The following is a 24,490-nucleotide window of genomic DNA, read 5'->3' as shown; positions in this document are numbered from 1 at the left end:
CTTTTACTGAGCATTTTGCAGGTTATCCTGCCACTTCAAGGACTTTGCTTCAATTCCTTTGAGCAGAGCATCTGTCCCTTTACCGAGTGCGGCAAATAAAATAATGCTTGCGATGATTAACTCTGGCGATGATGTATTCTGTCCGAGTACCAGCAGATAACCAAGTCCCTCGCTTGCACCAAGCAGTTCTGCCGCTACGACAAACATCCATCCTAAGCCAAGTCCGCTTCTGATCCCTACCAGAAATGATGGCAGTGATGCTGGAAGAATAATTCTTCTGACCAGTTGCAGTGAGCTGAATCGATAGACTTTCCCTACTTCTATCAGCTTTCTGTCGACCCCCTGAATACCGGATACGATATTTAAATAAACCGGGAAGAATACGCCGACTGCGATTAACGTCACTTTAGAAGGCTCACCAATCCCCATCCAAAGTAGAAATAATGGGACCCAGGCAAGAGACGGGATGGATCTGAACGCCTGAAGGATTGGATCGAGCAGTCTTTCTGCCTGTTTAAAATAGCCGACTGCTGCACCGACTAACAGTGCCGCTGCGGTTCCAATCAGAAATCCTGCACCAACCCTGTATAGTGTGATGGAAACATGAGCCCAAAGTGTGCCTTCCTGTGCCATTTCAATAATTGATGTCACCACAACTGTCGGAGCCGGCAGCAAATAGGATTCAATCCACCCAAGCCGGGCAGCTGCTTCCCATACAGCAACCAGAACAACTGGCAGAATCAGACCGAGTCCAATGAGGTTCAATTTATTTTTCATGCCGTTCCCTCCTTTACTCCAGACTTTCTGTAAATGAAGGATTTAATAATTCATTAACGAGCGCTTCAATATCTGCATCCTGATCAATGACTTCCTCCTGGCGCAGCACTTCACCCGCTGCAATCAGCGCTTCAGTATGTTCATCTCCAATGACCGGATTTGAAAAGTCATTGCGGGCAAGACTCGCTTTTGCCACATCAAGGTTCATTTCAGCTTCTTCAGCAAGAATTTGTGCCGCAGCATCCGGGTTGGCGATCGTCCATTCACGTGCTGCTTCATATTGAGCAATGACTTCTTCTACAATTTCCGGGAAGTCTTCAGCAAATTCTGACCTGACATTCAGTGTGCCATACGTATTAAAGTCAGGATTGCGATAAATGAGTTCAGCATTCGTATCCAGCTCTGTTCTTGCCATATGCGGATCCAGTCCGGCCCATGCATCAACCTGGTCTGAAGATAATGCGTTTGCGCCATCCGGGTGCTGAAGGTTCACAATTTCCACTTCATCTGAGGATACCCCTGCTTCTTCAAGTGCCCGAAGGAGGAATATGTAAGGGTCTGTTCCAAGCGTTGCGGCTACTTTCTTTCCTTTTAAGTCTTCTACTGATTGAATGTCCGATCCTTCGGCTGCGACAAGTGCCGTCCATTCAGGCTTTGCATATAAGTAAACTGATTCCACAGGAGAGCCATTTGATTTTGCGATCAGTGCTGCTGCTCCTGCCGTTGAACCGAAATCAACACTTCTTGAGTTTAAAAATTCGAGTGCCTTATTGCTTCCCTGACTGAGCACCCACTCTACTTCAATTCCTTCATCAGCAAGTGCTTCTTCTACAAGCCCCTGCTCTTTCAGTACCAGACTCGTTGGAGAATAGTATGCATAATCAAGCGTAATTTTCTCCGGCTGTTCATCTGAACTGGCGTTTGCTGAGCATCCAGCGAGGACCCCGATTGCTGCTGATGATAAGATAAGTGCATTTAATTTATTCATTTATATTCCTCCCTGTTTACTCAGAATTGTTGTTAAAAGAAACGGACAGCTTTCACTGTCCAATTTCAAAATGATGTTTGACGAGCTGTCCCCATTTTTCAAATTCAACGAGAAATCCGTCGTGTCCAAAATCTGTATCAACCTCGTGAAAGTCAGCTTCAGGTACATAGCTGATGAACTGCTCAATTTCATTTGGTGGATAAAGTAAATCCCCTTTAAAACCGATGCCGAGCAGCTTCGATTTAATTTTCTCTGCTGCCTCCTGTATAGTGCCGTGATGCCTGCTGATATCGTGATGATTCATGGCATATAACAGGGTCAGGTAGCTGTTCGGATCAAATCGTTTCGTGATTTTTTCACCCTGATATTTCAAGTAGGACTCCACCTGATAAAATGGCTGCTCCTCCTCTACATCTTTTTCCTCTCTGTTGAATCTGCCTGTAAACAGGTAAGGACTTCTGTAAGTAACAAGGCCAACCATTCTGGCAACCTCAAATCCTTTTACATCTGACGGTTTTTCATACTGACCGTTATTCCAGGATGGGTCGTTTTCAATGGCATGGATGCCAATCCGGTTAAAGGCAATCCCGTAATCGCTTAACGATGGAGTCGCTGCAAGCAGTACGGCTTTATCCATAAAATCCGGATAGCTGATGCACCATTCAAGCGTCTGCATACCGCCGAGTGATCCGCCGATGACACCGTGGAGCTTCGTAATACCAAGCTTCAGACAGGCCTGATATTGTGCGTTCACCATATCTTTTACAGTGATAAATGGAAAATCAGTGCGGTACTTTTCACCGTATGGATTAAGCGAGTCAGGACCGGTAGAACCGCTGCAACCACCAAGCACGTTAAATGTGATCACCTGAAATTTTGTTAAATCAATATAAGCATGTTCACCGGCAAATCCACGCCACCAGCCAGGTTCCTGTGCTGTTCCAACCGATTGGTGCGTTCCGGTCAGTGCGTGACAGATCAGGATCACGGGTAACGACGGATCTCCTGACCGCTCGTAGCGGAGAGAGACATCATCAATCACTTTTCCGGATTCAAGTATCAAAGAACCGATATCGACTGTTCCTTCACGATGCATGACCTTCTCAGTTAATGTCTCTCCCATCCTGATTCCTCCCTTACAAATGCGCGGGTACTGCCGCTTTTTCAATCGCCTGATTCAAATCGTTAATCAGATCTTCTATTGACTCAATTCCCACTGATAATCTGATTTGCTCTTCTTTTACACCTGATGCTTCAAGGTCTTCTCCTGACAGCTGTGCGTGTGTGGTTGAAGCAGGATGAATAATTAATGACTTTGCATCACCGACGTTCGCTACGTGTGACCAGAGCTGCGTATGGTCAATCACTTTTCTGCCTGCCTCACGTCCGCCCTTAATGCCAAATACGATAATCGAACCTGCACCCTTCGGCAGATACTTTTTCGCAGCCGCATATGATGAGTGGCTTTCAAGACCCGGATACTCTACCCAGTCAACTGAAGGGTGCTGATCAAGATACTCAGCGACCTTCAAGGCGTTCTCCACATGACGCTCCACTCTCAGATGCAGCGTCTCAAGTCCCTGCAGTAAATAAAATGCATTTTGAGGACTGAGGCATGCACCTGTATCACGCAGCAGGTTCACGCGCAGCTTTGCGATAAATGCTGCAGCTTCAAGGTCTACAAAGCGTAATCCGTTATAGCTTGGGTCCGGCGTAGTAAAATCCGGGAAGCGTCCGTTATCGTAATTGAATGTGCCAGCATCTACAACGACACCGCCAATCGTTGTGCCGTGGCCGCCAATCCATTTTGTAGCTGAATGGACAACAATGTCTGCGCCGTGTTCAATCGGCTTATTCAGATATGGCGTTGCAAATGTACTGTCTACAATCAGTGGCACACCTTCTTCATGTGCGACTTTCGCTACGCCTTCAGTATCAAGCACATGCAGACTTGGATTTCCAATCACTTCTGCAAATACAGCCTTCGTTTTCGGTCCAATTGCTTTCCTGAAGTTTTCAGGGTCAGTGCCATCTACGAATTTCACGTTCACACCGTACCTTGGAAGCGTTTGTGCGAAAAGGTTGTACGTGCCCCCGTAAAGGTTTGCGGCTGCGACAATTTCATCTCCTGCGCCTGCCAGGTTCAGCACTGCATACGTGATTGCTGCCATGCCTGATGCTGTTGCGACTGCACCAACCCCGCCTTCTAAAAGCGCAATCCGGTTTTCAAAAGCAGCAACCGTTGGATTCCCGATTCGCGTATATATATTTCCTTCTTCAGCAAGTGAAAATAAATTCTGCGCATGCTCCGCGCTGTCAAATGTATAAGATGTTGTCTGATAGATCGGAATCGCTCTTGAGTTCGTTGTCGGATCTGATTCTGTTGCACCGTGAAGTAATAGTGTCTCAATATTGTATTGCGGCTGATTGTTTGTCATGAGTAAATCTCTCCTTTAATGGGTTGATGGATGTTTGCAGTGAAGTATTAACTGAATGAAGGTGAAAGGGGAAAATAAAAAACCCCCTTCATAAGAAGAGGGTTATATATCCTCCTCTTATCTTTCAGACCTTTTCAGATCTGTAGGAATTAGCACCTTTCCGTATCAGGATTTGATACGTTGGTTGCCGGGCATCGCAGGGCCTAGTCCCTCCGCCACTCTGGATAAGAGTTATAAAGTTGTAAGTACATGTTGTGTTTTGCTCTTGTTGAGGATTATAAAGAGTCTGAAAAAAGAAGTCAACCTTTTTCTGAATATTAATTTTATTGGGCGGTGAATTCAACTACATTTGCCTCAGGCGCATACTCGATTTCAATATGTGCAGGTACACGCAGATGGATTACATGTATTCCATATGCAAAGCTGAAACCTGAAGCAAGATCTGCACGCTCTCCTTTTAAGAACTGTTGAGCGGGCGCGGGCGGATTAAACTGGTTAAACTTTAAACGGTCACTCCCCACCGGTGTTTCCACATTCAAGGTATCATAAGCAATTTTCACTTCTGCTCTATTAATGGCATCTGTAATATCAAAACCATTTAATACAACAGGTGTTTCATACATATCGATCAGAACTTCACCATCAACTTCTTCATCTTTGGTAACGGCAAATAGCGTATCTCCATAGGATGAGCCATACATCGGTGCCGGTATATTCAGCCGGTCTCCTGAAAAGTCATACTGTTTTTGTTCCACCAGGAATTCCGGATCGATCTCGTCAAAACGGTTTTGCTGAGCAGGGTCATACAGGTCGACATAGTAGTTGAGCGATTCCTCTTCAGGCACTGCTTTACCTACACCTTCCGCCGGCTCAGGCAAAATATAATAGGCTGCCATTGCTAGAAGCAGAACGCCTGCATAGATAAAATACAGCATGCGGGTACGCAGCAGACGGCTCAGGGATTTTCTTGGTTTTTTCGGCTTGAGCTGCTCTCTTCTTTTAAAAAAGAGCGTTAAAATGATCAGCATGAGCGCAATTGGAACTATCTGAACAAGAAACGTCATGCCTCTCTCACCTCTCTTTTATTAATCAGAAATATAGCTAGACTGTATAGAATAAGCGCAGTTGCAATTGCCTTTACCAGAAAGATCAGCAAGGAGCTTTCCTGAACGTAGAAGCTAAAGAGCCATTCATTGAGTACATACGTTTGTAAAAATACTGGAAAGAACAAAACTGCAGGGATCAGCACGAAAAACAACTTGCTGATTTTTAATAACGTCCCAAATAAAGAGCCAATTGCAACAGCCATTAAGTAATACCCAAACATTCCTGCGCCTGTAATGAAAAGCTCTCCAGGTGATCCGATTGTCGATAGTCCCGGGAAGTATTGCGCAGGACGTACCAGAGACATAATCATGTAAATCAGGTACCCGCTCATCACAGTAAAAATTGTGGCGATCAGTGTCACTGCAGTGAAGAAAATAGCATTTGAAATCTGTGTGATCAAACGGGTTGTGACAAAAGAAAAATCCTCATATAAATAATTTTTTGAAGTAATCATTGCAGGTGTGACAAGCAGCCAGAACACTGTAAATACAAATACAACGTTTGTAGAGTAAGTCGTTACTTCAAGTGAAAACATATCATCAGACGTGCTCCCCCCCCCCTGTCCCGAGTGCAGAGAAAACAATTGCAATGACCTGCAGAAGGACCAGACTGCGCAACAGATCTGTATAGGAATACCACTTATAGATCACCTGCTGACGAATCACATCACCCGTGCTGACTGTTGCTAAAGACATCATCAATCCCCCCTATATTTCTTCTCGTCAGGTACACACACAAATCACTTGCAGATACCGGTGTAAACCTGAGATCACGTGCAGCTGCCTTCTCAGCGGCTGTAAAATGATTTTTCACAATGACTGTTGAGAATCCGCCTTTTTCTTCAAGACGCGCAATAATCTCCTGCTGCTCTGACCAGTTCCTCACCTGGACGGCCGAACCTGAAACCGCCATCGCATACTCTTTCACCTCTTCGATCGGGAGGTGAAGAATGCTTCTCCCACCGTCGATCAAAAGGAGGTCTTCAATCAGCTCATCAATTTCATCGAGGTGATGACTTGAGATCAGAATCGTTCTCGGATGCGCCAGGTAATCCTTCAGCAAAGCGCGGTAGAAATCTTTTCTGACTGAAGCATCCATCCCTGTTGTCGGTTCATCAAAGATCGTCAGCGGACAGCGTGCTGCGAGACCGAGGATGCCAAAGAACGTATTTTTCTGTCCCTTTGACAAATAATCCGTGCCGACATTCATTGGAATTGCAAAATAATCTGCAAGCTTTTTGGCTAGGTCAGCATCCCAGTTTGGGTAAAAGCGGCCGTGATGATGAAGGATTTCCTTTGTCGTCAGTGCAGTTGAAAACACGTTGTATTCATCCAGGTACATGCTGTTGGCAGATACTTTCAGGCTGTTAAATGGTGTTTCACCGAACACACTGATTTCCCCTCCAGTCTTTTTTAAGTAACCGGCGATCGTTTTCATCAGGGTTGTTTTACCGGATCCGTTTCTTCCTACAATGCCTGTGATCGTATTTTCCTGAATGATGAAATCAGCATCTTTCACACCGGCACCGCTTTTGTATCGTTTCTCAAGATGCCTGCATTCAATAACCGTCATGACGTTTCCCCTTTCCGGCGACTTTGCTCCAGCTGAATCATATGGATCAGGTCCTGCTCTTTAACGTTCAGATGTTCTGCTTCCGCTACAACATCTGACACAAGCGCTGCTAATGTTTCATTGATTCTTCTGTGGCGGATCTGTTCTGCCGCCTCTTCTGTCACGAACATGCCAAGTCCCCTTTTCTTATATAAAATCCCTGCATCCGCAAGTATTGTGAGCCCCTTTGCAGCTGTCGCCGGGTTGATATTGAACTGGTCAGCCAGCTGGTATTGCGAAAACATCTTTTCATGCTCTTTAAATCTTTCATGTAGAATTTCCGTTTCAAGCCATTCGGCAATTTGTATATAAATCGGTTTCGTACTGTCTGCATTCAGCATTAGCTCAGTCACCTCCTTCATCTGATATAGTACATTACTGTTGTAATGTACTATATACTATTTTGTAATCTTCGGCAATAGGCGTTTGGAATATTTTGTTGGGATGGTCCTTAGAAAGGTAAGGCATGTTCGGAGAAAATATGGGAGCGTTCTTAGAAAAACAACTGGTGTCCTCAGAATAAACGAGTTGTTCCTAGAAAAACATTGGTGGTTCGCAGCTTCATGACATAAGACCCGCCTCATTTACACAACAAAAAACTGCACAATTTCTGTGCAGTTTTCAAAACGCTATGACTTTAAGAGCTTTGCCAAGGGGTGAACACCGACACTTTGAATCAATAAAGACAGTAAAACAGCTATAAAGGAAATGGCCATGACTGTACCTGTTTCTCCTGCGTCTGATGCGTCAAGCAGTAACAGCAGTACAACTGACATCGTCCCTTTCACCCCGCCAAAAGAGATCAGCAGCGATTCCTGCCAGGACAAACTCTTTTTAATCGGGGGCACGCTTTGGACGGTTAGCACGACGATCAACGTTCTGATCACAAGTGACAGGATAAATACAATGGCTGCAATTCCAAACCATTCCCATTTTAAATAGTCAACGGCTGTCATTCCGATCAATAAGAAGACCAGTGAAAGAAGCGTAGGCTCGATTACATCCCAGAATCGATCCAGTGATTCGCGGTAGTGATCCTCTTTATTGATACGGTTAAATTCCCAGGAAAGCATTAAACCCGCTGCAACTGTTGCCAGCACACCTGAAATACCAAATGATTCTGCCAGCAAAAATAAGCCGTAAGCCATAATGATACTCAGCATCACCTGATACTCTTGATGGTGTGTAAAATGAACTGCCCTGCTGACGAGCCAGCCGAACACAATACCGATCAGCGCACCGCCAATCGCAACATATAAGAATTCGCCCATAAATGAGAAAAATGAAAAGCTTTCATGTCCCTGATGAATTGAAAGGAGAGTAGCGAATATCACATAGCTTGTCCCGTCATTGATCAGCGACTCTCCTTCTACGATGTCACCGACTTTTTCATTATCAAGAGACTTATGTAAAATCGATGTGACGGAGACTGGATCAGTTGGCGTGAGAACAGCTGCTATGAGCAATGCCTCTGTAAAATCTAATGACACAAATAACCCCGCAATCATATATACGACCCCTCCAAGTCCAAGCACCGTCAGGACCAGACCAACCGTACTCAGAATGGAGATCGCCCAGCTGTTTGTCTTCAGCGCACCTACTGAAAACTTGTATGCTGAAATAAAAAGCAGCGCCGGCAGTATCATTTCATAAAGGACTGTTTCTGACAGCTCAATCCCTTCAAAAAAGGGCACAAAGTAAAGCAGCATGCCGATTCCAACTAAGACAGGCGGCCTTGGGAATACCTGCGTCCGTTTATCAATTGTAAAGACGATATAGCCGATCAATAAGAGAACAACAATCTGAACCGGCTCCATCTGTCCCACCTCCTTATCTCATGACTGCTCCACCTGAGATTTTGAGTGATTCCCCAATGATATTTTCAGCAGCATCAGACAGTAAAAACAAAATCGTTCTTGCCACTTCCTCAGGCTGTGTGATACGTCCTGAAGGCAAGCCTTCTTCTACAATTTTCAGCTGATCTTCAAATGAACGTCCTGCACGCTTTCCTTTTTTGCGAATTGCATTACGCCCCATCTCTGTATCGACAAACCCCGGGCATACTGCATTGACCCGGACTCCAAACTCTGCTGCTTCATGGGCAAACGCCTGTGTAAATGCAATCACTGCAAATTTTGATGCGGCATAGGCAGTATTTCCGTGTGTGGCTCGAAGACCCGACAGTGAAGATACATTGACGACAGCACCTGCCTCCGCATTTTTCATTTCAGGGTAGACGAGCTGCGTGAGTGCAACTGTTGAAAAGTAGTTCAGCTCCATTACCTTTCGCATATCGTCTTCAGACAGATCTTCAACTGGTCCTCCTCCTGAAATGCCGGCTGAATTGACGAGTCCCGTAACCGGTCCTGCATGCTCTTTTGCTTTTTGAAGCAGTCTTTCTCTATCTTCAGATTCGTTCAGATCTGCCGAGACAATCAGCAGTTTCGCTTCGATTCCTGCTTCCTGGCATTCTTTTTTCAGGTCACCCAGTTTATCTTCATTACGCCCGGCAGCTGTGACTGCGGCACCTGTCTTCAGAGCTTCTATGACTGTATACCAGCCGATTCCGCCTGTTGCGCCTGTTACTAAAATATGCTGATCTTTCATTCCATCCTGTGCAAAAATCATTGGTCATCCTCCTAAAAAGTATTTAGAAGTCTTTACCACTGATTATTGAAGGCAAACAAAAACTGCACCCAATTTAAAGGTGCAGTTGTATTTGTTATACCTCAAGCGTCTGATACGCCCCTACTTTGTCGAGTGCCTGGCGCAGGTCAGCGAGGAGGTCTTCAGTGTCTTCCAAGCCGACTGAGAGGCGCAGGAGGCCTGATGTGATGCCGCGTGATTCACGCTCTGACTGCGGCATTGCAGCGTGGCTCATGGTGGCCGGATAAGAGAGGATTGATTCCACAGCCCCGAGACTGACTGCAAATACTGGAATTTTCATTGCTTCCACTAGTACGCCTGCACTTTTTTTGTCAGGCAATCTGAATGACAGCACAGCCCCCGCTCCCGTCGACTGTCGCTGGTGGATATGATACCCTGCGTGAAATGAAAAGCCCGGGTAATAAACTTCATCAATCAGCGGGTGGTGATGAAGAAATTGCGCAATCTCTCTCGCAGAATCAGATGACTGCTTCAGTCTGACGCTGAGTGTTTTTAATCCGCGCAGCAGCAGCCAGCTGTCCTGAACACCCAGGATTGAGCCAAATGAATTCTGAATGAATTTCAGCTGAGCAGCAATCTCCTCATCTTTTACAGCGGCAAGCCCTGCCACGACATCACTGTGACCTGACAGAAACTTTGTTGCACTGTGCAGGACGACATCCGCACCAAGATCAAGCGGTTTCTGATAAAGCGGCGTCATGAACGTATTATCTACAAATGTCAGACACCCGTGTGCTTTTGCCACTTTTGCCACGCCTTCAATATCCGTTATGTTGAGCGTTGGATTGGATGGCGTCTCCACGTAGATTACTTTTGTGTTCGGCTGAACATTGCGCGCTGTTTCATCAAGGTCAGTCATATCAATAAATGAGTGATCGATATTAAAGCGCGTCAGTACTTCTGTAATCATCCGGTACGTTCCCCCGTAGACATCCTTTGAGACGAGTACATGATCGCCTGCAGAAAGCAGCATAAAGGCAGAAGAGATCGCAGCCATGCCTGATGCAAAAGCAAAGCCTGAGTGACCATTTTCCAGATCAGCAATTGTATCTTCAAGTGCACCGCGCGTCGGGTTTCCTGAACGGCTGTAATCATAAGGACCGAATTCATCAATCGACTGCTGATGGTAAGTCGAGGAATAGTGTAAGGGAACATTCACAGCCCCTGTCTGCTTATCGATATATGATGGCTGATGCAATAGTTTTGTATCAAAATGATGTGTCATACATGATCTCCTCCTTTTCCGGCTGCTTCAAGCGCCTGTTTCAGATCAGTAATTAAGTCGTCAGGCTGTTCAATGCCAACAGAGAAACGCAGTAACCTGCTGCAGATCCCTTTATCCTCACGCTCTGCTTCAGGAATATCCGCATGGGTCTGGGTCGCAGGATACGTAATAAAGCTTTCAACACCGCCAAGACTTTCAGCAAATGAAATCACATTAATTGATCTTAAAAATGGATCAATCCACTCCGGGCGCTCCAGTCTGAATGAAACCATCCCGCCGATTCCCGGGTAAATGACGTCTGTGACCTGCGGCTGCGTTTCAAGAAAGGCTGCCACTGCAGCAGCATTCGTCTGATGACGGTCCATCCTGAGCGCAAGTGTCTTCATTCCCCGGATTAACAGCCATGAGTCTATTGGCGAGAGAACCGCTCCGGCTCCGTTGTGAATCGCAAAAAGCTTTTCACAAATCGTATCACCTCTAGCGGCAACCAGACCTGCCAGTACGTCATTGTGACCACCGAGGTATTTTGTTGCGCTGTGAATGACAATATCTGCGCCAAGTTCAATCGGCCGCTGCAGGTATGGCGTTAAAAAGGTATTGTCCACAATCAGGTGAATATCCTTGTCATGAGCAAAATCAGCAACCTGCCTGATATCGGTTATTTTCATCAGCGGGTTTGTCGGCGTCTCCACAAAGACGGCCTTCACCCGCTCCGTACAGGCCTGCAGGAGTTCATCAGGATTGTTTGTATCAACATATACGAACTCTATGCCATAATGCTCGCTGTAATGATCAAATAAGCGGTAAGTGCCTCCATATAGGTCATCAGAGGCAAGGATTGTATCTCCCGGTTTATATAAAGACAGTACCAGCTGTACGGCTGCCATCCCTGAACTTGTAGCAAATCCCTGGTCCGCGCCTTCAAGTGCTGCAATCCCTTCTTCAAGGATGGCTCTTGTCGGATTCTTCGTTCTCGTATAATCATAGCCGGTTGATTGTCCGAGCCCCTCATGTCTGTAGGCTGTTGATAAATAAATCGGTGGATTTACGGTTCCGGTTGATTCTTCACTTCTGTTTCCAAGCTGAGCAAGGATGGTTTGGATTGATGTCATAAAAAGCAGCTCCTTCAAAATCGTTCTGTATATACAGGAAAAGACCTTCTGATAAGAGAAGGTCTTTGAATACGTTCTTCTTATCTTCAGGCAGATCGCCTGCTGGAATTAGCACCGTGCACTGCCGGTTGCTGAAGTTTCAAAGGGCCAGTCCCTCCACTTCTCTTGATAAGTTATGAAATTGTCTGAAAATAATAGTTGTTGTATAGACTACATCATATTGAGTAAATGTGCAAGATTTTTCAGAAAAGAATTTGGAAAAGTGGTATGGATTTGTTGCCGGGACGCGAGAGGGGCGATGGAGACCGATGTGGCCTGAGATTAGGAGTATACGACCCGGGATTGGACGGACGTGACCCAACAAATGATGAATGTGATTCGAAATCACTGGCTTTGAAATCAATGTGACCGGGGATTCCGGGAACCTGAACCGGGATTCTCAGTAACTGACCCGAAATTTTCCGGATATGAACTGAAAACCGCGCTGCCCTTCCACTCTTTTTTCAAGCATCTCCCACCACTACAACCTCATAAAAACCGCACGCTGGTGTCAGACAGCGTGCAGCTAAGGGAGGGGGTGTCGCTTGATTGCCTACAGTGTAAAAAGCCGGTGCGAAACGACTGTTTACAGGCATTTATAATAAGTGCGACGTTTGATTTTTCAATTGAGAATGAATCTCATTATTATTGTATACACAATTCAAATCTTTGTCCAGTGTTTAATCAATCTTTTTTTCACCATGAACATTTAGAAATTTCTCAAGGATCGGCTGAAAGCGGTTATGACTTTGTTCGACGTAGCCCGGATCCGCTCTCGGTCCTTCCATGTCGACTGTTTTATCACGTTCTTCAATCTCCTGATCATCATGATCAATCAGGTTCTGAATACCTTCCACCGTCATTTCAGGGTGAAATTGAAATGCCAGAATATGATCAGTATAAAATCCCTGTACCGGGGTAATTTCAGATTTCCCAACCGGTTTTGTTCCTTTTGGCAGATCGTAAATATCACTGTGCCAGTGGAACATCGGGATGTTAAGCTGACCCACTTCAAAGTCTTCCAGAAATGAATTGTGCCAATTCAGTTCTGCCCACCCCATTTCATACTTAGGAAGAGTTGATACTTCGGTTCCGAGAATATGTGCAATCATTTGTGAACCAAGACAGATGCCTATGATTTTTCGTTCTTCATTAATTGCTTTTTCAATATAATCAACCTCTTTTTGCATCCAGTCAGTTTCAGGGAGCTCCTGTACGCTGTTTGGACCTCCTAAAACAACCAGCACATCGTTATCCTTCAGGACAGGATAATCATCCGGTTTTTTTGCATCTATATAATGAAGCTCACAGCCCCAGGCTTTTACCCACTCTTCCAGGTAACCTGCGTTGTCGTACCAGATATGCTGCAGACAAATAAATCTCATATTACATTCCTCTTTCCCATGACCTTAGCCATTAATGATTGGATGAACTTGCTGATGCAGCAGCACCGGCTGACATGGCAGCGAGTACTGCAGCCTGCTGAGCCTGCAGGATAGATTCGATCGTTGATGCAAGACCGACATCAAGCACATTATTTTCCTTGACTTTCTTTTGCAGAACAAACCGCACAGCTGTCATAAAGCACAGGTCTTTGTGCCATTTAAAACTTTTAATACTGATCAGCTGATCATAGGTTTCTTTTACTTCACTCAGCAGTGCTGAAGGTGTGCCGGCAAGGGCCAATACGCCGACAATTGGCAAGTGATTGCCACGCAATTTGATCTTGTTTGTCTTAAGATCATCAAGCCACGTGACTGTATTTTGTACGAGCAGCTGTCTGTTATCCTGCCGCCCGTATGTAAGGATTTGTGATAAGAACTGACGGTTGTTGCCTTTAGCCAGTACAATATGCAGCTGGTCATAGTAATAAGCCATATCATCAAGCAGTTCTTCCTCTTCCCCCTCTTCTTCAGCGAGAAGCACTGAGAGCGGGTAATCTTCATGGGACGTTAAGAAGAAGTGCTGCTTTTTCATTCCGCTGTACATGCTTTTAGCACGTTTTACATGCTCGTCTATCTCTTCTTCCGTAACGGAATCAAGCGATACATATAAAGCGTAGGCTGCAATATAAGCATGCGGACTTCTTGAAAAACCTGATTCTATCAATTTTTCGTAGACAAGCATCATGTCATCAAACGAATTTTTCGGCTCATCAAAATTTGATACAAGCAGTCCAGTCAGCATCAGCCTCAGATCTGCTGACTGAATATAAGAAAATTGACTGGATTCTTTCTTAATTTTTTCATTCAAAGAGATCAGCCTGCTCAATTCAAACGGCTTCTCAGCAGTTGCAAGCTGACCCGCGAGCATCATCAGCGAGGTACTGTTTACGCGCCACCGGTATTTCTTCCTGAGCTGTTCATAAATTGTGAGATATTTTTTGATTTGTTCATTTGTGTCCATACAAATCACCCTTTTGACTTATTGTGTACTTTTTATCATACCTGTCCAAGAAAGGCTTCGAGCTGCGATGAGTCCTGAATCGCCTGGTTACATTCTTTACTGTCATAACAAATATACTGTCCATAAGATCTTAAGCCCTCTGATTCTTTGGGCTTATTTTGAATACTTGTCATCGCAACATCACCGTAGCGATTGCAGAGACTGCAGATCCCTTTACGAGCTGAGATCACATACCTGCCCTGAATGCCTGTTAATTCACCGTTTTGCACATACACAAAATACTGCTTACTTTGCCCGATATCTTTCCATCCGAGATAGGTCAGTGCCCTGAAATCAAATGATTCAAGGTTCGGGATATGAAGCTTTTTCACCTTTGGAAAAAGTCCGCGTAAATCAGCCGGTGTCACTTCCGGGAATGATTTTCTGTAAGGTGTCAGGTCCTTCAGGAATTTTGTCCGTTCCTCTTCTGTATCAAGTGAGGCAACACCTGAAATCAGCTTCTGCTGATCCTGTGTTAACTGATCAAACACGTCATGTACTTTTGCTTCTGCCGCTTCCTTCACAGCAGTCTTCACACCTTCATCAGACGTCACATTTGCCTGTCTCTGCATCCCGATAATCTGAGATTTTATCACGTTAAATTGTTCATTAGAGATAAATTGCTCCATTTGTAAAGCCCCTTTACTTCAATTGAACTTATACTTTATATACTGGATAAATACTGAAATGGTTTCACGAATTGCTTACCTCTTTATACATATACCCCAATTTGAACATTTTGACGCATTCTTTATGCACTGGCATATTCTGCTTTTAGTATGTACACTGAGAGCAAACGATATGAAAAGGATTGATGAGTCATGAGATTTGGCGTTACAGGGACGAATTGGATAACAGATACTTTTATAGAAGCAGCACTTGCTGCAGACGGGGCGAGTATAACGGCTGTCTGCTCACGAAAAAAAGAAACAGCACTGGCATATGCAAAAAAGCACGAGCTGACTCATGCATATACATCTCTTGAGGAAATGTGTGAGGGCGGGGAAATCGACGCGGTCTACCTTGCGACACCGAATGCTGTTCATCACGAGCAGGTGATCACCTGCCTTGAAAAAGGGATCCCGGTCCTTTGCGAAAAGCCGTTGACTGCCACGAAGGTACTTGCTGAAAAAATGATCGAAGCTTCAAAAACACATCAGGTATTGCTGATGGAAGCAATGAAATCGACATCAATGCCTAATTTTCAGCGGGTAAAAGAACTGCTGCCTGAGATCGGGACCATCAGACAGGTCCGCTTTCAATATGGTCAGTATTCTTCCCGCTATGACAAATTTAAAGCTGGCGAGATTCTGAATGCTTTTAAGCCTGATATGGCAAATGGTTCTCTAATGGATCTTGGTGTTTATACCCTCTATCCGATTATTTCACTTTTCGGTCCACCTGATGCTATCCAGTCAGACAGCACGGTGCTTCATACAGGCGTGGATGGTCAGGGTGCAGTCCTTTTATCTTATGAAGGAATGAATGTCACAGCGGGTTACTCCAAAATCGCTGACAGCTTTCTTCCGAGTGAAATTGCCGGTGAAAAAGGCGCTATTCACATCGACCGCATCAGCTCACCCGGTAAAGTGACGCTTTTGACGAGAGATGGCGCCATTGATCACTCGGTTGAGCAGTTAAAGCCTTCAATGTCTTATGAAATAGAAGAGTTTATAAAAACAGCGCATGCCGGTAAAATCGAGTCGGACATTAATACACACGATATTTCACTTCGGACGGTTGAACTGATGGAGCAGATCAGAAAGCAGCAGGGAATTGTTTATCCGCTTGATGCGCTTGATGGTGAATAAGTGGTTTAGTAAGGAGCAGTGGATGGTGGCGTCCATTGCTCTTTTGATTTTTGGCGCACGCAGTAAGGGAATGGCGTGAGTTCATTGAATCATAGACAAAGTTAATTGGTTCAGCTGTCTGGATAATTGGCACATCTCTTCTGATCATTGAATCAGTCATCACCAGATTGGCTTTTAATGATACATTCCTCTCACTTATTGAATCAGCGGGTAGCATAATTGAATCATCTCCGACTGTAATTGAACGCCCTCACCTATCAGTACCTCACAAATTCTTATGTAACAAATTTTACATTCACACTTTCCTCATAATCCTCTGAATTCAGATACCCCTATTATGTAAGCGCTATCCGGATATTTCCTGCCGATTTAACCCTTGTGTCATATTTGTTAAAATGCTATGTTTTTAAAGGATTAATTTTAAGGAGGATTACGAACGTGAATATAAAGAAGTTAAATATTCGTACCATCTCTGCCGCTCTTTTAGCTGCAGCAGTTCTTGCGGGTTGTGGTTCTGATGATTCAGCATCTGAGGAAACAACTGCATGGGATGACATTCAGGAGGAAGGCGTACTGAAGGTTGCGACTTCAGGAACACTTTTCCCGACTTCATATTATGATGATGAAACAGATGAGCTGACTGGTTTTGAAGTGGAAGTGGTAAAAGAGCTTGCTAACCGTCTTGATCTTGAAGTTGAGTGGGAAGAAATCGGATTTGACGGCATGCTGACAGCTGTTAATACAGGTCAGGTTGATCTTGCATCAAATGATATTGAAATCACTGAAGAAAGAGCTGAACAGTTCGCTTTTTCTACACCAATTAAATATTCATACGGAACAGCCATTGTACGTGAAGATGACCTTTCAGGGATTGAAACTTTTGAAGACTTAGAAGGCAAACGCGCTGCAGGTGCAGCCACTTCAGTTTATATGGATCTTGCACGTGAATACGGTGCTGAAGAAGTCATCTATGATAATGCGACAAACGAACAGTATCTTCGTGATGTATCAGTTGGTAACACGGATGTGATTTTAAATGACTATTACCTGCAGACACTTGCACTTGAGGCATTTCCTGACTTAGGCATTGTCATTCACCCTGAACTGCAGTACAGCCCGTCTGAAGTAGGTCTGGTGATGAATAAAGATAATGAAGAGCTAATTGATCAGGTGAATACTACTCTTGAAGAGATGCTTGAAGATGGAACGATCTCTGAGATCTCAGGACAGTTCTTCGCTGGCGAAGATGTTACACAGCAGCCTGATATTGATTTTGAAGAATAGTCATTAAGTGAAAGGAGCGGTCGCTATGGACGGAATCCGCTGGGACTTACTATTTGATCCTGAGCTGGCCTGGGAATCTCTTCCCTTTGTCATGTCAGGTATCGGTTATACACTGCTGATCTCTATTGTCAGTATGGCGGCCGGTCTGGTTCTTGGCTTTTTTATCGCGCTGGCGAGAACATCTAAATTCAGTGTCCTGCGCTGGCCCGCACGTACGTATATTTCCTTTATGCGCGGCGTGCCGATTCTTGTTATTTTGTTTCTCTTATATTTCGGTATGCCGGTGATCGGGGTACAGATTCCTGCTTTATACGCTGCTTTGATTGCATTCAGTATCAACAGTGCAGCCTACATTGCGGAAATCATCAGGTCATCCTTGTCTTCAGTGGATAAAGGTCAGTGGGAATCTTCTAAAGCACTGGGACTCACTTATTGGCAGACGATGTACGGCATTATTCTGCCACAGTCGATCAGAACAGCAACGCCGCCACTTGCAAATGTGTATCTGGATATTATTAAAGCAACTTCACTCGCAGCCATCATTACAGTGCCGGAAATTTTCCAGCGCGCCCGTATCGTCGGCGGCCGTGAATTTGATTTTATGACAATGTATATTGTGGTTGCGCTGATCTACTGGGGTATTTGTTCACTGATGACAGTGTTCCAGAATTATCTGGAGAAACGATATGAAGAATACTTATAGAAAAAAAGCTCGCTGGAATCATTGATCCAGCGAGCTTTTCTTATGAACCTGTGAAAATCAGATAAGATACAACAAAGTATCCAATGATAATTAACAGTGAAGGCAGGATATACGTAAACGTAGAGCTTGCCTTTTTCTTAACAACTGAGAACATTACAATGATTGAAAGAACTGTCACACCAATCGCAGTATAAATGTGAGAATCTGACACAGCGGATAAAATGGATCCCCCGCGGTAGAAAATATCCGATCCTGCAATGATCAGCATGTTGAAAATGTTACTTCCGAGAATAGATCCAAGCGCAAGGTTCACATTCTTCAGGCGCAGTGCAACAAAGACAGCAACAGCTTCAGGCAGTGACGTGGTCGCAGCAATTAGAAAACTTCCGACAAAGCTTGATCCAAGTCCTGTGACAACAGCAATCTCATCACCCATGATCGACAGTACTGTACCCGCGCCCATGATGACAAGTGCAGCAATGATAAATCCAATCACAGCATGCTTCACACTCATTGAAAAGCTTGCTGCCACTTCTTTATCTTCTTCAACCGGAACTGCCGGCTCAACGCCGCCGCTATTTTCAGGCAGCTTACTGATGATAATCATCCCAATTATATAAGCGCCGGCAATGATAAACGCATCAATTCCGATCCCTAAAAATGTGGTATCAATTCTCAGATAAAGCGCAACTAACGTCAGCACAGTCAGCAGCAGCCCGAGGCTTGCTGTATGCAAATGACTATTACTCGCATCTAAAAACAGACGCTTTTTCCGGAAAAACAAATCGAAGCCTGCAATAATAAATAGGTTGAACAGGTTTGACCCAAGCATATTTCCGATTGCAATATCCGGGTTATCAATGACTACAGCGGATAAACTTGTGGTCACTTCCGGTAAAGATGTCGCACCAGCTAAAAGCAGCGTTCCGACAAGCATGCCGCCCATCGCTGTCTTTGTGCTGATCACATCTGCATATGTCGATAATTTAATTGCCGCATATACGGTTACGACTGCAGCTAATAAAAACCATACAAAAACCAAAGAAATTCCTCCTCAAATACTGTTAACGAAAAAAGACCCTTTTATGAGCGCTCATCAATTTGAGTACTCATAAAAAGGTCTTGCGTACTCTGTTCTGTTTACAGAGCTCAATGAACCGAGCAGTCAACCTGCCGTAATGACGATTCATTGACCCGTTAAGGTCGCTACTCCCCTTTTTAGGGACTTATTCGTTTCTACTAATATACCATAGCTTGCATACTTTGAAACCTGTTAAGCTAATTCTTTTGCTTCAGTCCCCGTTCCTCAATCAGTTTTTTCAGCTTCTCCAAATCTTCTTTCAGCTTTTCTTCCAGACTCCGGTTATAAAAGATGGCTGCCGGATGAAAAGTCGGGAAGATTTCATAGGTTTCTTCTGTCCATTTATATTGGCTGTCATCCAGGTTCTCTAAAAATTGAACCGGCTGCTTTAACAGCTGTCCGTGTACCTGTGTAACCTTTTTATCTTTACCGGCCAGTCTTTGAAGTCCGATATTTCCAAGTGTCACAATCAGTGGGGGGTTTACATGTTTTACTTCATAATCCAATATTGGCGCATGCGCTATGATCTCCCTGGCGGTTGGTGTGCGGTTATATTTCCTGTCGATCATCTCTCCACTGCTGCGGTCTTTCTTTTGACCCCATTTGTACGGGCGGCTTCTCACAGCACTCGTAATATAGACGTCATCCCTCGTGAGGCCGAGGAATTCAAGTGACTGCATCAACTCTTTTCCAGCCCTTCCGCTGAATGGAATCCCATTATGTATTTCGGTTTCCCCCGGTGCTTCACCTACGAGCATGATGACGGGATGATCAGGTCCTTCTCCGTAGACAAATCCTTCTACGGGATAGTCTTTTATTCTTTCTTTCCCCTGTTTTGCGAGTGATTCAGGTATTCTCATGAAAAGCACCTCCATGCTTTTTCATTCCCTTGATTGTTTCTTCATAAAACTCATTTATAAATTGCGGGTATCAGGAGCGTCGCCCGGCTGCAGAAAGCGTCCGCCTGAAGCGCAGCGAAACGATTTAAAAAATAACCTGAGAAGCATAATCCCAGGCTACTTCAATTATATTAAACTTCTTCGTTAAATGTCTCTGTAAGAACAGGGACAATTTGTTTTTTACGTGATACGACGCCTTCAAGCAGCGCTGTGTGGTTGGATAATGTTACGTTGAATGCTTTTTCAACAAGTGAAACATGAGAACCCTTTACGATAATGGTAGAGTTGCTGTTCAGAATATCAGTCACTGCTACTGTGAATAAAGCAAGTTTTTCTTCTTCGATTGCAGCTTCAACAGCTTTTTCGATCTCTTCCTGACGGCTCAGGATGTCCTGCGGGTCCACTGCATTTACTTGTGCAATTTTAACATGCTGACCACCCATTTCGAATACTTTTGCATCAATTGTGATTAACTCTTCAGCTGTTTTGCCGCTCAGATCTGCTCCGGCTTTCAGCATTTCAAGACCATATTCCTCAGTGTTAACACCTGCAATGGCTTCAAGCTCTTTAGCTGCTTGGACATCTTCTTCTGTGCATGTTGGTGATTTGAACAGGAGTGAATCTGAGATGATAGCAGACAGCATTAAGCCGGCAATGTTTTTAGGAATCTCCACGCCATGCTCTTTATAAAGTTTGAGTAGGATCGTTGCTGTGCAGCCAACCGGTTCTGCACGGAAATAGACAGGATCACTTGTTTCGAAGTTAGCAATTCTGTGATGGTCGATGACTTCAATAACTCTTACATCATCAATATCATTTACGCTCTGCTGACGTTCGTTGTGATCAACAAGAATCACACGGTCTGTTTCTCCTGCCGCTTTTTCAATCAGACGTGGTGCTTCTGCATTGAACTGTTCAAGTGCATAAGCCGTTTCTCCGTTGATTTCACCAAGGCGCACTGCCTCAGCTTCCATACCGATTTCATTTTTTAAATGCGCATAGGCAATTGCCGCTGTAATTGTATCTGTATCAGGACTTTTATGTCCAAAAACCAATGCTTTAGTCATAAGATTACTCCTTTATTCGAGTGATTTTAAACGCCTCTTCTATTCTACCAATTTTACGTCAGTGATTGAAGTATTATTCAGACTCAACGCAAAAAAGAGCGCACTAGCGCCCTTTTCTTTCGAGTTACTAAATGTAACAGCAAAAAAATAGCCGTTATTTTTTTCTTAGCAGCTCCAGTGTCTTCTCGATATTATTTAGCAGCTCCTGATCTGGCACCCTTTTCTTTTCCTCTTTTTTAACAGGACGGTCCATGATGCTGAATGGCTTCTTGGTGTAAGTGGTTGCGCTAAGGTCGGAAATACTTTCCAGAATGGCCACGTGACTGATTCTGACGTATTTTCCGTCTTCATCGTAAAGCTCTTCGTTCACACTGATTTGTGCTTTTACTTTTTCGCCTTCTGTCAAACCCTTATCCACAGCTGTCGTCCAGATAAAACGGTTATTAGCAGCATCAACGAAATGAACAACGTTAGATAAATGTGACTTAACCCGGGGTTTTACATGCACTACTTTAAGGTCAATCGTAATCCTCATTCTTTTGCAGACCCTCTCTCTCTTGTTCTATATGTATAATTTTCTACTCAGACCCATTCATTACCAATAAAATGAAAAGTTCAGAGGACTTTTTCAGTATAATGGATAGACAGGTAGTTTTGTCAATTAGAAATTTTATCCACAAACGCCAATATTGTCTGAATCCCTTATTCTAATAGGATTTTATTATATATATTTTTTTTTGTATTTTTCAATCTTTTTCCTAGCGTAACGTAGAGATTTACAAATTGTAATCTAAAATTAGCCACATATTATAGAAAGAATTATTTTTTATACATCATTCATTTACAGTAAATGTTGTTTGCTGTAATTAGACTTTCTAAAAACTGGCTGATGATTTCCAATTCAGGGGGCGCTTTCCGCGGATGACCGTTCAGGACGAGCAGAAGATCACTGCTCTGCGGCATCTTGACCGTTTTTCCACAGGAGTCGCCCCTTGCGCTTCCATCATCAGCTGTAAAAAAACAATCATGGACTTTAATAAAGCTTTAAATTGACAAAAATATTTACTATTGAAAAACTGCAGCTCAATACAGGCTGCAGTTTTTCAGAGGAAAATAAATTTTTATTTTGATTTGAATTTCACACAGACAGGCTCAGGCACTTCGACTTTTACACCAGTGCTTGTCAGGCGGCCGGTTTCTTTGTCGCGCTTTAACAATACGAGTGTGTCACTTTCCTGATTCGCTGCAACAACAAAGGATTCAGATGGGTCCAATACGAAATCTCTCGGCCAGTTACCTTCTGTTTCCACGTATTCAATATGCGTCAGCTCGCCATTCTCTTCATCCGCTGCAAAGACAGCAATCGAGTTATGCCCTCTGTTACCAGCGTAAATGAAGCGGCCGTCAGAAGAAATATGAATGGCGCTGCCCTGACTGTTTTCATTGAAATCACCAGGGATCGCAGGGATTGTCTGAAGCTGTCTGAAAGCACCGTTAGAGCTGTCATAAGCCAGCACAAGTACTTCATTGCTCAGCTCAGTCATCACGTAAGCAAGGGGCTTTTCAGGGTGGAATGTCAGGTGTCTGGGACCCGCTCCCGGTTCTGCATTAAAAACAGAAGCCTGCTTTAACTCACCGCTCTGATAGGTATAAGAAATGATTTCATCAGTTCCAAGGTCAACTGCCACAAGATATTTACCATCCGGTGTAAAACCACTGAAATGGGCATGTGCTGCATCCTGGCGCTCATGAGGTCCTCCACCTTCATGCTGGATCAATGAAAGCTGCTCAGTCACTTTACCAGTCTCTTTATCACGGTTGAATAGTGCAATCGTGCCATCAAGGTAAGTAGCTGATGCCGCAAATTCACCGTCCGGGCTGACGCTTACGTGACAAGGTGATCCATCCCTTTCATCCACATGAGCGATAGAGGATAAAGAATCCCCAATTTCATATGACGCCATGCCACCTGGTGCAACTGTATACAGGTACTCCTGTTCTGCATCCATATTGACATAGGTAGGGTTTTTACTTTCAGCAGCCACCCCTTTTACCGTCAACTCTTCCTTTTCAGTATCAAGCTCAATCTCATATACACCTTTGCTGGACTTCTTGGTGTATGTACCAATGAAACCTTTATATTTTGTCATCATCATCGCTCCTCTCATAATAGTATCTTTCCTTATTTTCAACGAGAGAAACCCAAAAATCAAATTAAGAGCCATGCGATGAATGGAATTGTCACCAGACTCAGCAATGTTGAAGCAAAGATCGTAACGATTGCTGTTTCCTCTTCACTCGTAAATTTAGAAAATAGCACGGCTGTGATCATTGCTGCAGGCATGGCTGTCTGCAGGACAATCAGCTGGGCAGTCCATCCTGTAAATGAAAACAGAGATAAAATCAGCATCACGATCAGTGGAATGACCAACAGTCTGACGGTAACCGGAAACCAGAGCATCGGAAAAAGCACTTTTCTTCCTCTTTTAATCAGTGGAGGCAGCAGCATCCCAACATAAAGCATGGCCATTGGGGCTGCAAGTGCTGCAAGCATTTCAACAAACTGAATCATCATGCCAGGCGGTCTGAATCCGCTGAGCGCAACAATCATCCCGATGACGATGGAAATAACCGGCATATTAATAACCGCCTTCAGCTGACTGATATGAAATTTCCCTTCCGCCTGAAGCAGATAAATGACAACTGTATAGACGGTCAGGGATAGTCCCGCATCAAAAATGGCTGCAAGAAATCCACCCGCCGGACCAAAAATCGTCGCAGCCAGCGGAATACCGAGAAATCCCGTATTACCAAGCGCGCCAAGAATCATCATTTTTTTACCAAACATCGAGCGTATTTTTAATAAAACAGTTAGAATTTTAACGAAAACAAGCGCACCAGTATGGTAAACAATTGATATTCCAAAAATTAAACCGGCTTCTCCTAAAGCATCTCCTGTCAGGTCCACACTGAAAACACCATTTAAGATGACAGCCGGGACTGCAATATTTAATATTAATAGTATGAGTACTGATTTCACTTCACTCGTGACGTTGACCCTGAGAGCAAATAATGACCCTGTTGCAATCATCAGACCCATCACAATGATCGTCGAAACAACTGTTTGGATGTCCATTCCTTAATCTTCCTTTAACATTCAATTTTTTCAATCGTACGCTACTGTTTCCCTTCTGTCCAATTGATTCTTTCATTTAGGTTTACTGAATCATATCCCG

General features: G+C 44.1%; 25 protein-coding genes and 2 riboswitches. Of the genes, 3 read left to right on the top strand and 22 right to left on the bottom strand.

Going from position 1 to position 24,490, the window contains the following annotated elements; genetic code table 11:
• Positions 1-3 precede the first annotated feature (3 nt).
• The 16 genes from LG330_RS03545 to LG330_RS03470 all read right to left on the bottom strand — a co-directional run bounded on the left by LG330_RS03545 (position 4) and on the right by LG330_RS03470 (position 15,038).
• Positions 4-777: an ABC transporter permease gene (locus LG330_RS03545; RefSeq protein WP_404407453.1), complete on the bottom strand. Its 774-nt coding sequence runs from the start codon at positions 775-777 to the stop codon at positions 4-6.
• A gap of 13 nt (positions 778-790) precedes the next feature.
• Positions 791-1,765 (bottom strand): aliphatic sulfonate ABC transporter substrate-binding protein, encoded by a 975-nt coding sequence (locus tag LG330_RS03540; RefSeq protein ID WP_404407451.1) that lies wholly within the window; start codon positions 1,763-1,765, stop codon positions 791-793.
• 52 nt (positions 1,766-1,817) lie between these two features.
• A complete protein-coding gene (locus LG330_RS03535) occupies positions 1,818-2,888 on the bottom strand; it encodes a homoserine O-acetyltransferase (RefSeq protein WP_404407450.1) in 1,071 nt (356 codons plus the stop codon).
• Positions 2,889-2,901: 13 nt separating this feature from the next.
• Positions 2,902-4,203: an O-acetylhomoserine aminocarboxypropyltransferase/cysteine synthase family protein gene (locus LG330_RS03530; protein WP_404407448.1), complete on the bottom strand. Its 1,302-nt coding sequence runs from the start codon at positions 4,201-4,203 to the stop codon at positions 2,902-2,904.
• A gap of 114 nt (positions 4,204-4,317) precedes the next feature.
• Positions 4,318-4,434, bottom strand: a riboswitch (SAM riboswitch).
• 92 nt (positions 4,435-4,526) lie between these two features.
• Positions 4,527-5,267: a hypothetical protein gene (locus tag LG330_RS03525; RefSeq protein WP_404407446.1), complete on the bottom strand. Its 741-nt coding sequence runs from the start codon at positions 5,265-5,267 to the stop codon at positions 4,527-4,529.
• Complete coding sequence (locus tag LG330_RS03520; RefSeq protein WP_404407445.1) at positions 5,264-5,845, bottom strand: hypothetical protein; 582 nt, start codon at positions 5,843-5,845, stop codon at positions 5,264-5,266. Before LG330_RS03520 ends, LG330_RS03525 begins: the two co-directional genes overlap by 4 nt.
• A gap of 4 nt (positions 5,846-5,849) precedes the next feature.
• Entirely contained in the window at positions 5,850-6,005 is a 156-nt protein-coding gene (locus LG330_RS03515) for a hypothetical protein (RefSeq protein ID WP_404407443.1), read from the bottom strand.
• A complete protein-coding gene (locus LG330_RS03510; protein WP_404407441.1) occupies positions 5,977-6,882 on the bottom strand; it encodes an ATP-binding cassette domain-containing protein in 906 nt (301 codons plus the stop codon). Before LG330_RS03510 ends, LG330_RS03515 begins: the two co-directional genes overlap by 29 nt.
• A complete protein-coding gene (locus tag LG330_RS03505) occupies positions 6,879-7,262 on the bottom strand; it encodes a GntR family transcriptional regulator (RefSeq protein WP_404407439.1) in 384 nt (127 codons plus the stop codon). Before LG330_RS03505 ends, LG330_RS03510 begins: the two co-directional genes overlap by 4 nt.
• Positions 7,263-7,550: 288 nt before the next feature.
• Positions 7,551-8,738 (bottom strand): cation:proton antiporter, encoded by a 1,188-nt coding sequence (locus tag LG330_RS03500; RefSeq protein WP_404407437.1) that lies wholly within the window; start codon positions 8,736-8,738, stop codon positions 7,551-7,553.
• 13 nt (positions 8,739-8,751) lie between these two features.
• Positions 8,752-9,549 carry an SDR family NAD(P)-dependent oxidoreductase gene (locus tag LG330_RS03495; protein ID WP_404407435.1) on the bottom strand — a complete coding sequence of 266 codons (798 nt, stop codon included), beginning with the start codon at positions 9,547-9,549 and terminating at the stop codon, positions 8,752-8,754.
• Positions 9,550-9,643: 94 nt separating this feature from the next.
• Complete coding sequence (gene metC, locus LG330_RS03490; protein ID WP_404407433.1) at positions 9,644-10,813, bottom strand: cystathionine beta-lyase; 1,170 nt, start codon at positions 10,811-10,813, stop codon at positions 9,644-9,646.
• Positions 10,810-11,925: a methionine biosynthesis PLP-dependent protein gene (locus tag LG330_RS03485; RefSeq protein ID WP_404407431.1), complete on the bottom strand. Its 1,116-nt coding sequence runs from the start codon at positions 11,923-11,925 to the stop codon at positions 10,810-10,812. Before LG330_RS03485 ends, metC begins: the two co-directional genes overlap by 4 nt.
• A gap of 77 nt (positions 11,926-12,002) precedes the next feature.
• A riboswitch (SAM riboswitch) is annotated at positions 12,003-12,100 on the bottom strand.
• A gap of 544 nt (positions 12,101-12,644) precedes the next feature.
• Positions 12,645-13,349 carry a type 1 glutamine amidotransferase gene (locus LG330_RS03480; RefSeq protein WP_404407429.1) on the bottom strand — a complete coding sequence of 235 codons (705 nt, stop codon included), beginning with the start codon at positions 13,347-13,349 and terminating at the stop codon, positions 12,645-12,647.
• Positions 13,350-13,380: 31 nt separating this feature from the next.
• Positions 13,381-14,370: a DUF4003 family protein gene (locus tag LG330_RS03475; protein ID WP_404407427.1), complete on the bottom strand. Its 990-nt coding sequence runs from the start codon at positions 14,368-14,370 to the stop codon at positions 13,381-13,383.
• Between the two features lie 35 nt (positions 14,371-14,405).
• Positions 14,406-15,038 (bottom strand): FusB/FusC family EF-G-binding protein, encoded by a 633-nt coding sequence (locus LG330_RS03470; RefSeq protein WP_404407425.1) that lies wholly within the window; start codon positions 15,036-15,038, stop codon positions 14,406-14,408.
• A gap of 192 nt (positions 15,039-15,230) precedes the next feature.
• Between LG330_RS03470 and LG330_RS03465 the strand changes: the two genes are divergently transcribed.
• The 3 genes from LG330_RS03465 (at position 15,231) to LG330_RS03455 (ending at position 18,207) form a co-directional block, all read left to right on the top strand.
• Positions 15,231-16,220, top strand: a complete 990-nt coding sequence (locus tag LG330_RS03465; protein WP_404407423.1) for a Gfo/Idh/MocA family protein — start codon at positions 15,231-15,233, stop codon at positions 16,218-16,220.
• Positions 16,221-16,664: 444 nt separating this feature from the next.
• The gene (locus tag LG330_RS03460) at positions 16,665-17,504 is read left to right on the top strand and encodes a transporter substrate-binding domain-containing protein (protein ID WP_404409486.1); all 840 of its coding nucleotides are present in this window, start codon (positions 16,665-16,667) and stop codon (positions 17,502-17,504) included.
• Positions 17,505-17,529: 25 nt separating this feature from the next.
• Complete coding sequence (locus LG330_RS03455; RefSeq protein WP_404407421.1) at positions 17,530-18,207, top strand: amino acid ABC transporter permease; 678 nt, start codon at positions 17,530-17,532, stop codon at positions 18,205-18,207.
• Between the two features lie 40 nt (positions 18,208-18,247).
• On the opposite strand, the gene LG330_RS03450 is transcribed toward LG330_RS03455, so the two are convergent.
• The 6 genes from LG330_RS03450 to LG330_RS03425 all read right to left on the bottom strand — a co-directional run bounded on the left by LG330_RS03450 (position 18,248) and on the right by LG330_RS03425 (position 24,390).
• Positions 18,248-19,249: a sodium:calcium antiporter gene (locus LG330_RS03450; protein ID WP_404407419.1), complete on the bottom strand. Its 1,002-nt coding sequence runs from the start codon at positions 19,247-19,249 to the stop codon at positions 18,248-18,250.
• 236 nt (positions 19,250-19,485) lie between these two features.
• A complete protein-coding gene (locus LG330_RS03445; protein WP_404407417.1) occupies positions 19,486-20,148 on the bottom strand; it encodes a uracil-DNA glycosylase in 663 nt (220 codons plus the stop codon).
• A gap of 170 nt (positions 20,149-20,318) precedes the next feature.
• Positions 20,319-21,254 carry a manganese-dependent inorganic pyrophosphatase gene (locus LG330_RS03440; RefSeq protein WP_404407415.1) on the bottom strand — a complete coding sequence of 312 codons (936 nt, stop codon included), beginning with the start codon at positions 21,252-21,254 and terminating at the stop codon, positions 20,319-20,321.
• Positions 21,255-21,408: 154 nt separating this feature from the next.
• A complete protein-coding gene (locus LG330_RS03435) occupies positions 21,409-21,789 on the bottom strand; it encodes a hypothetical protein (RefSeq protein WP_404407413.1) in 381 nt (126 codons plus the stop codon).
• Positions 21,790-22,375: 586 nt separating this feature from the next.
• Entirely contained in the window at positions 22,376-23,404 is a 1,029-nt protein-coding gene (locus tag LG330_RS03430) for a lactonase family protein (protein WP_404407411.1), read from the bottom strand.
• Positions 23,405-23,463: 59 nt separating this feature from the next.
• Positions 23,464-24,390: an AEC family transporter gene (locus LG330_RS03425; RefSeq protein ID WP_404407409.1), complete on the bottom strand. Its 927-nt coding sequence runs from the start codon at positions 24,388-24,390 to the stop codon at positions 23,464-23,466.
• Between the last annotated feature and the right edge of the window lie 100 nt (positions 24,391-24,490).

This window comes from Jeotgalibacillus malaysiensis, assembly GCF_044789845.1.
GTDB lineage: Bacteria > Bacillota > Bacilli > Bacillales > Jeotgalibacillaceae > Jeotgalibacillus > Jeotgalibacillus malaysiensis_A.
The sequence above is the reverse complement of the archived record's forward strand: the minus strand, read 5'-3'. Positions and strand labels throughout refer to the sequence as shown.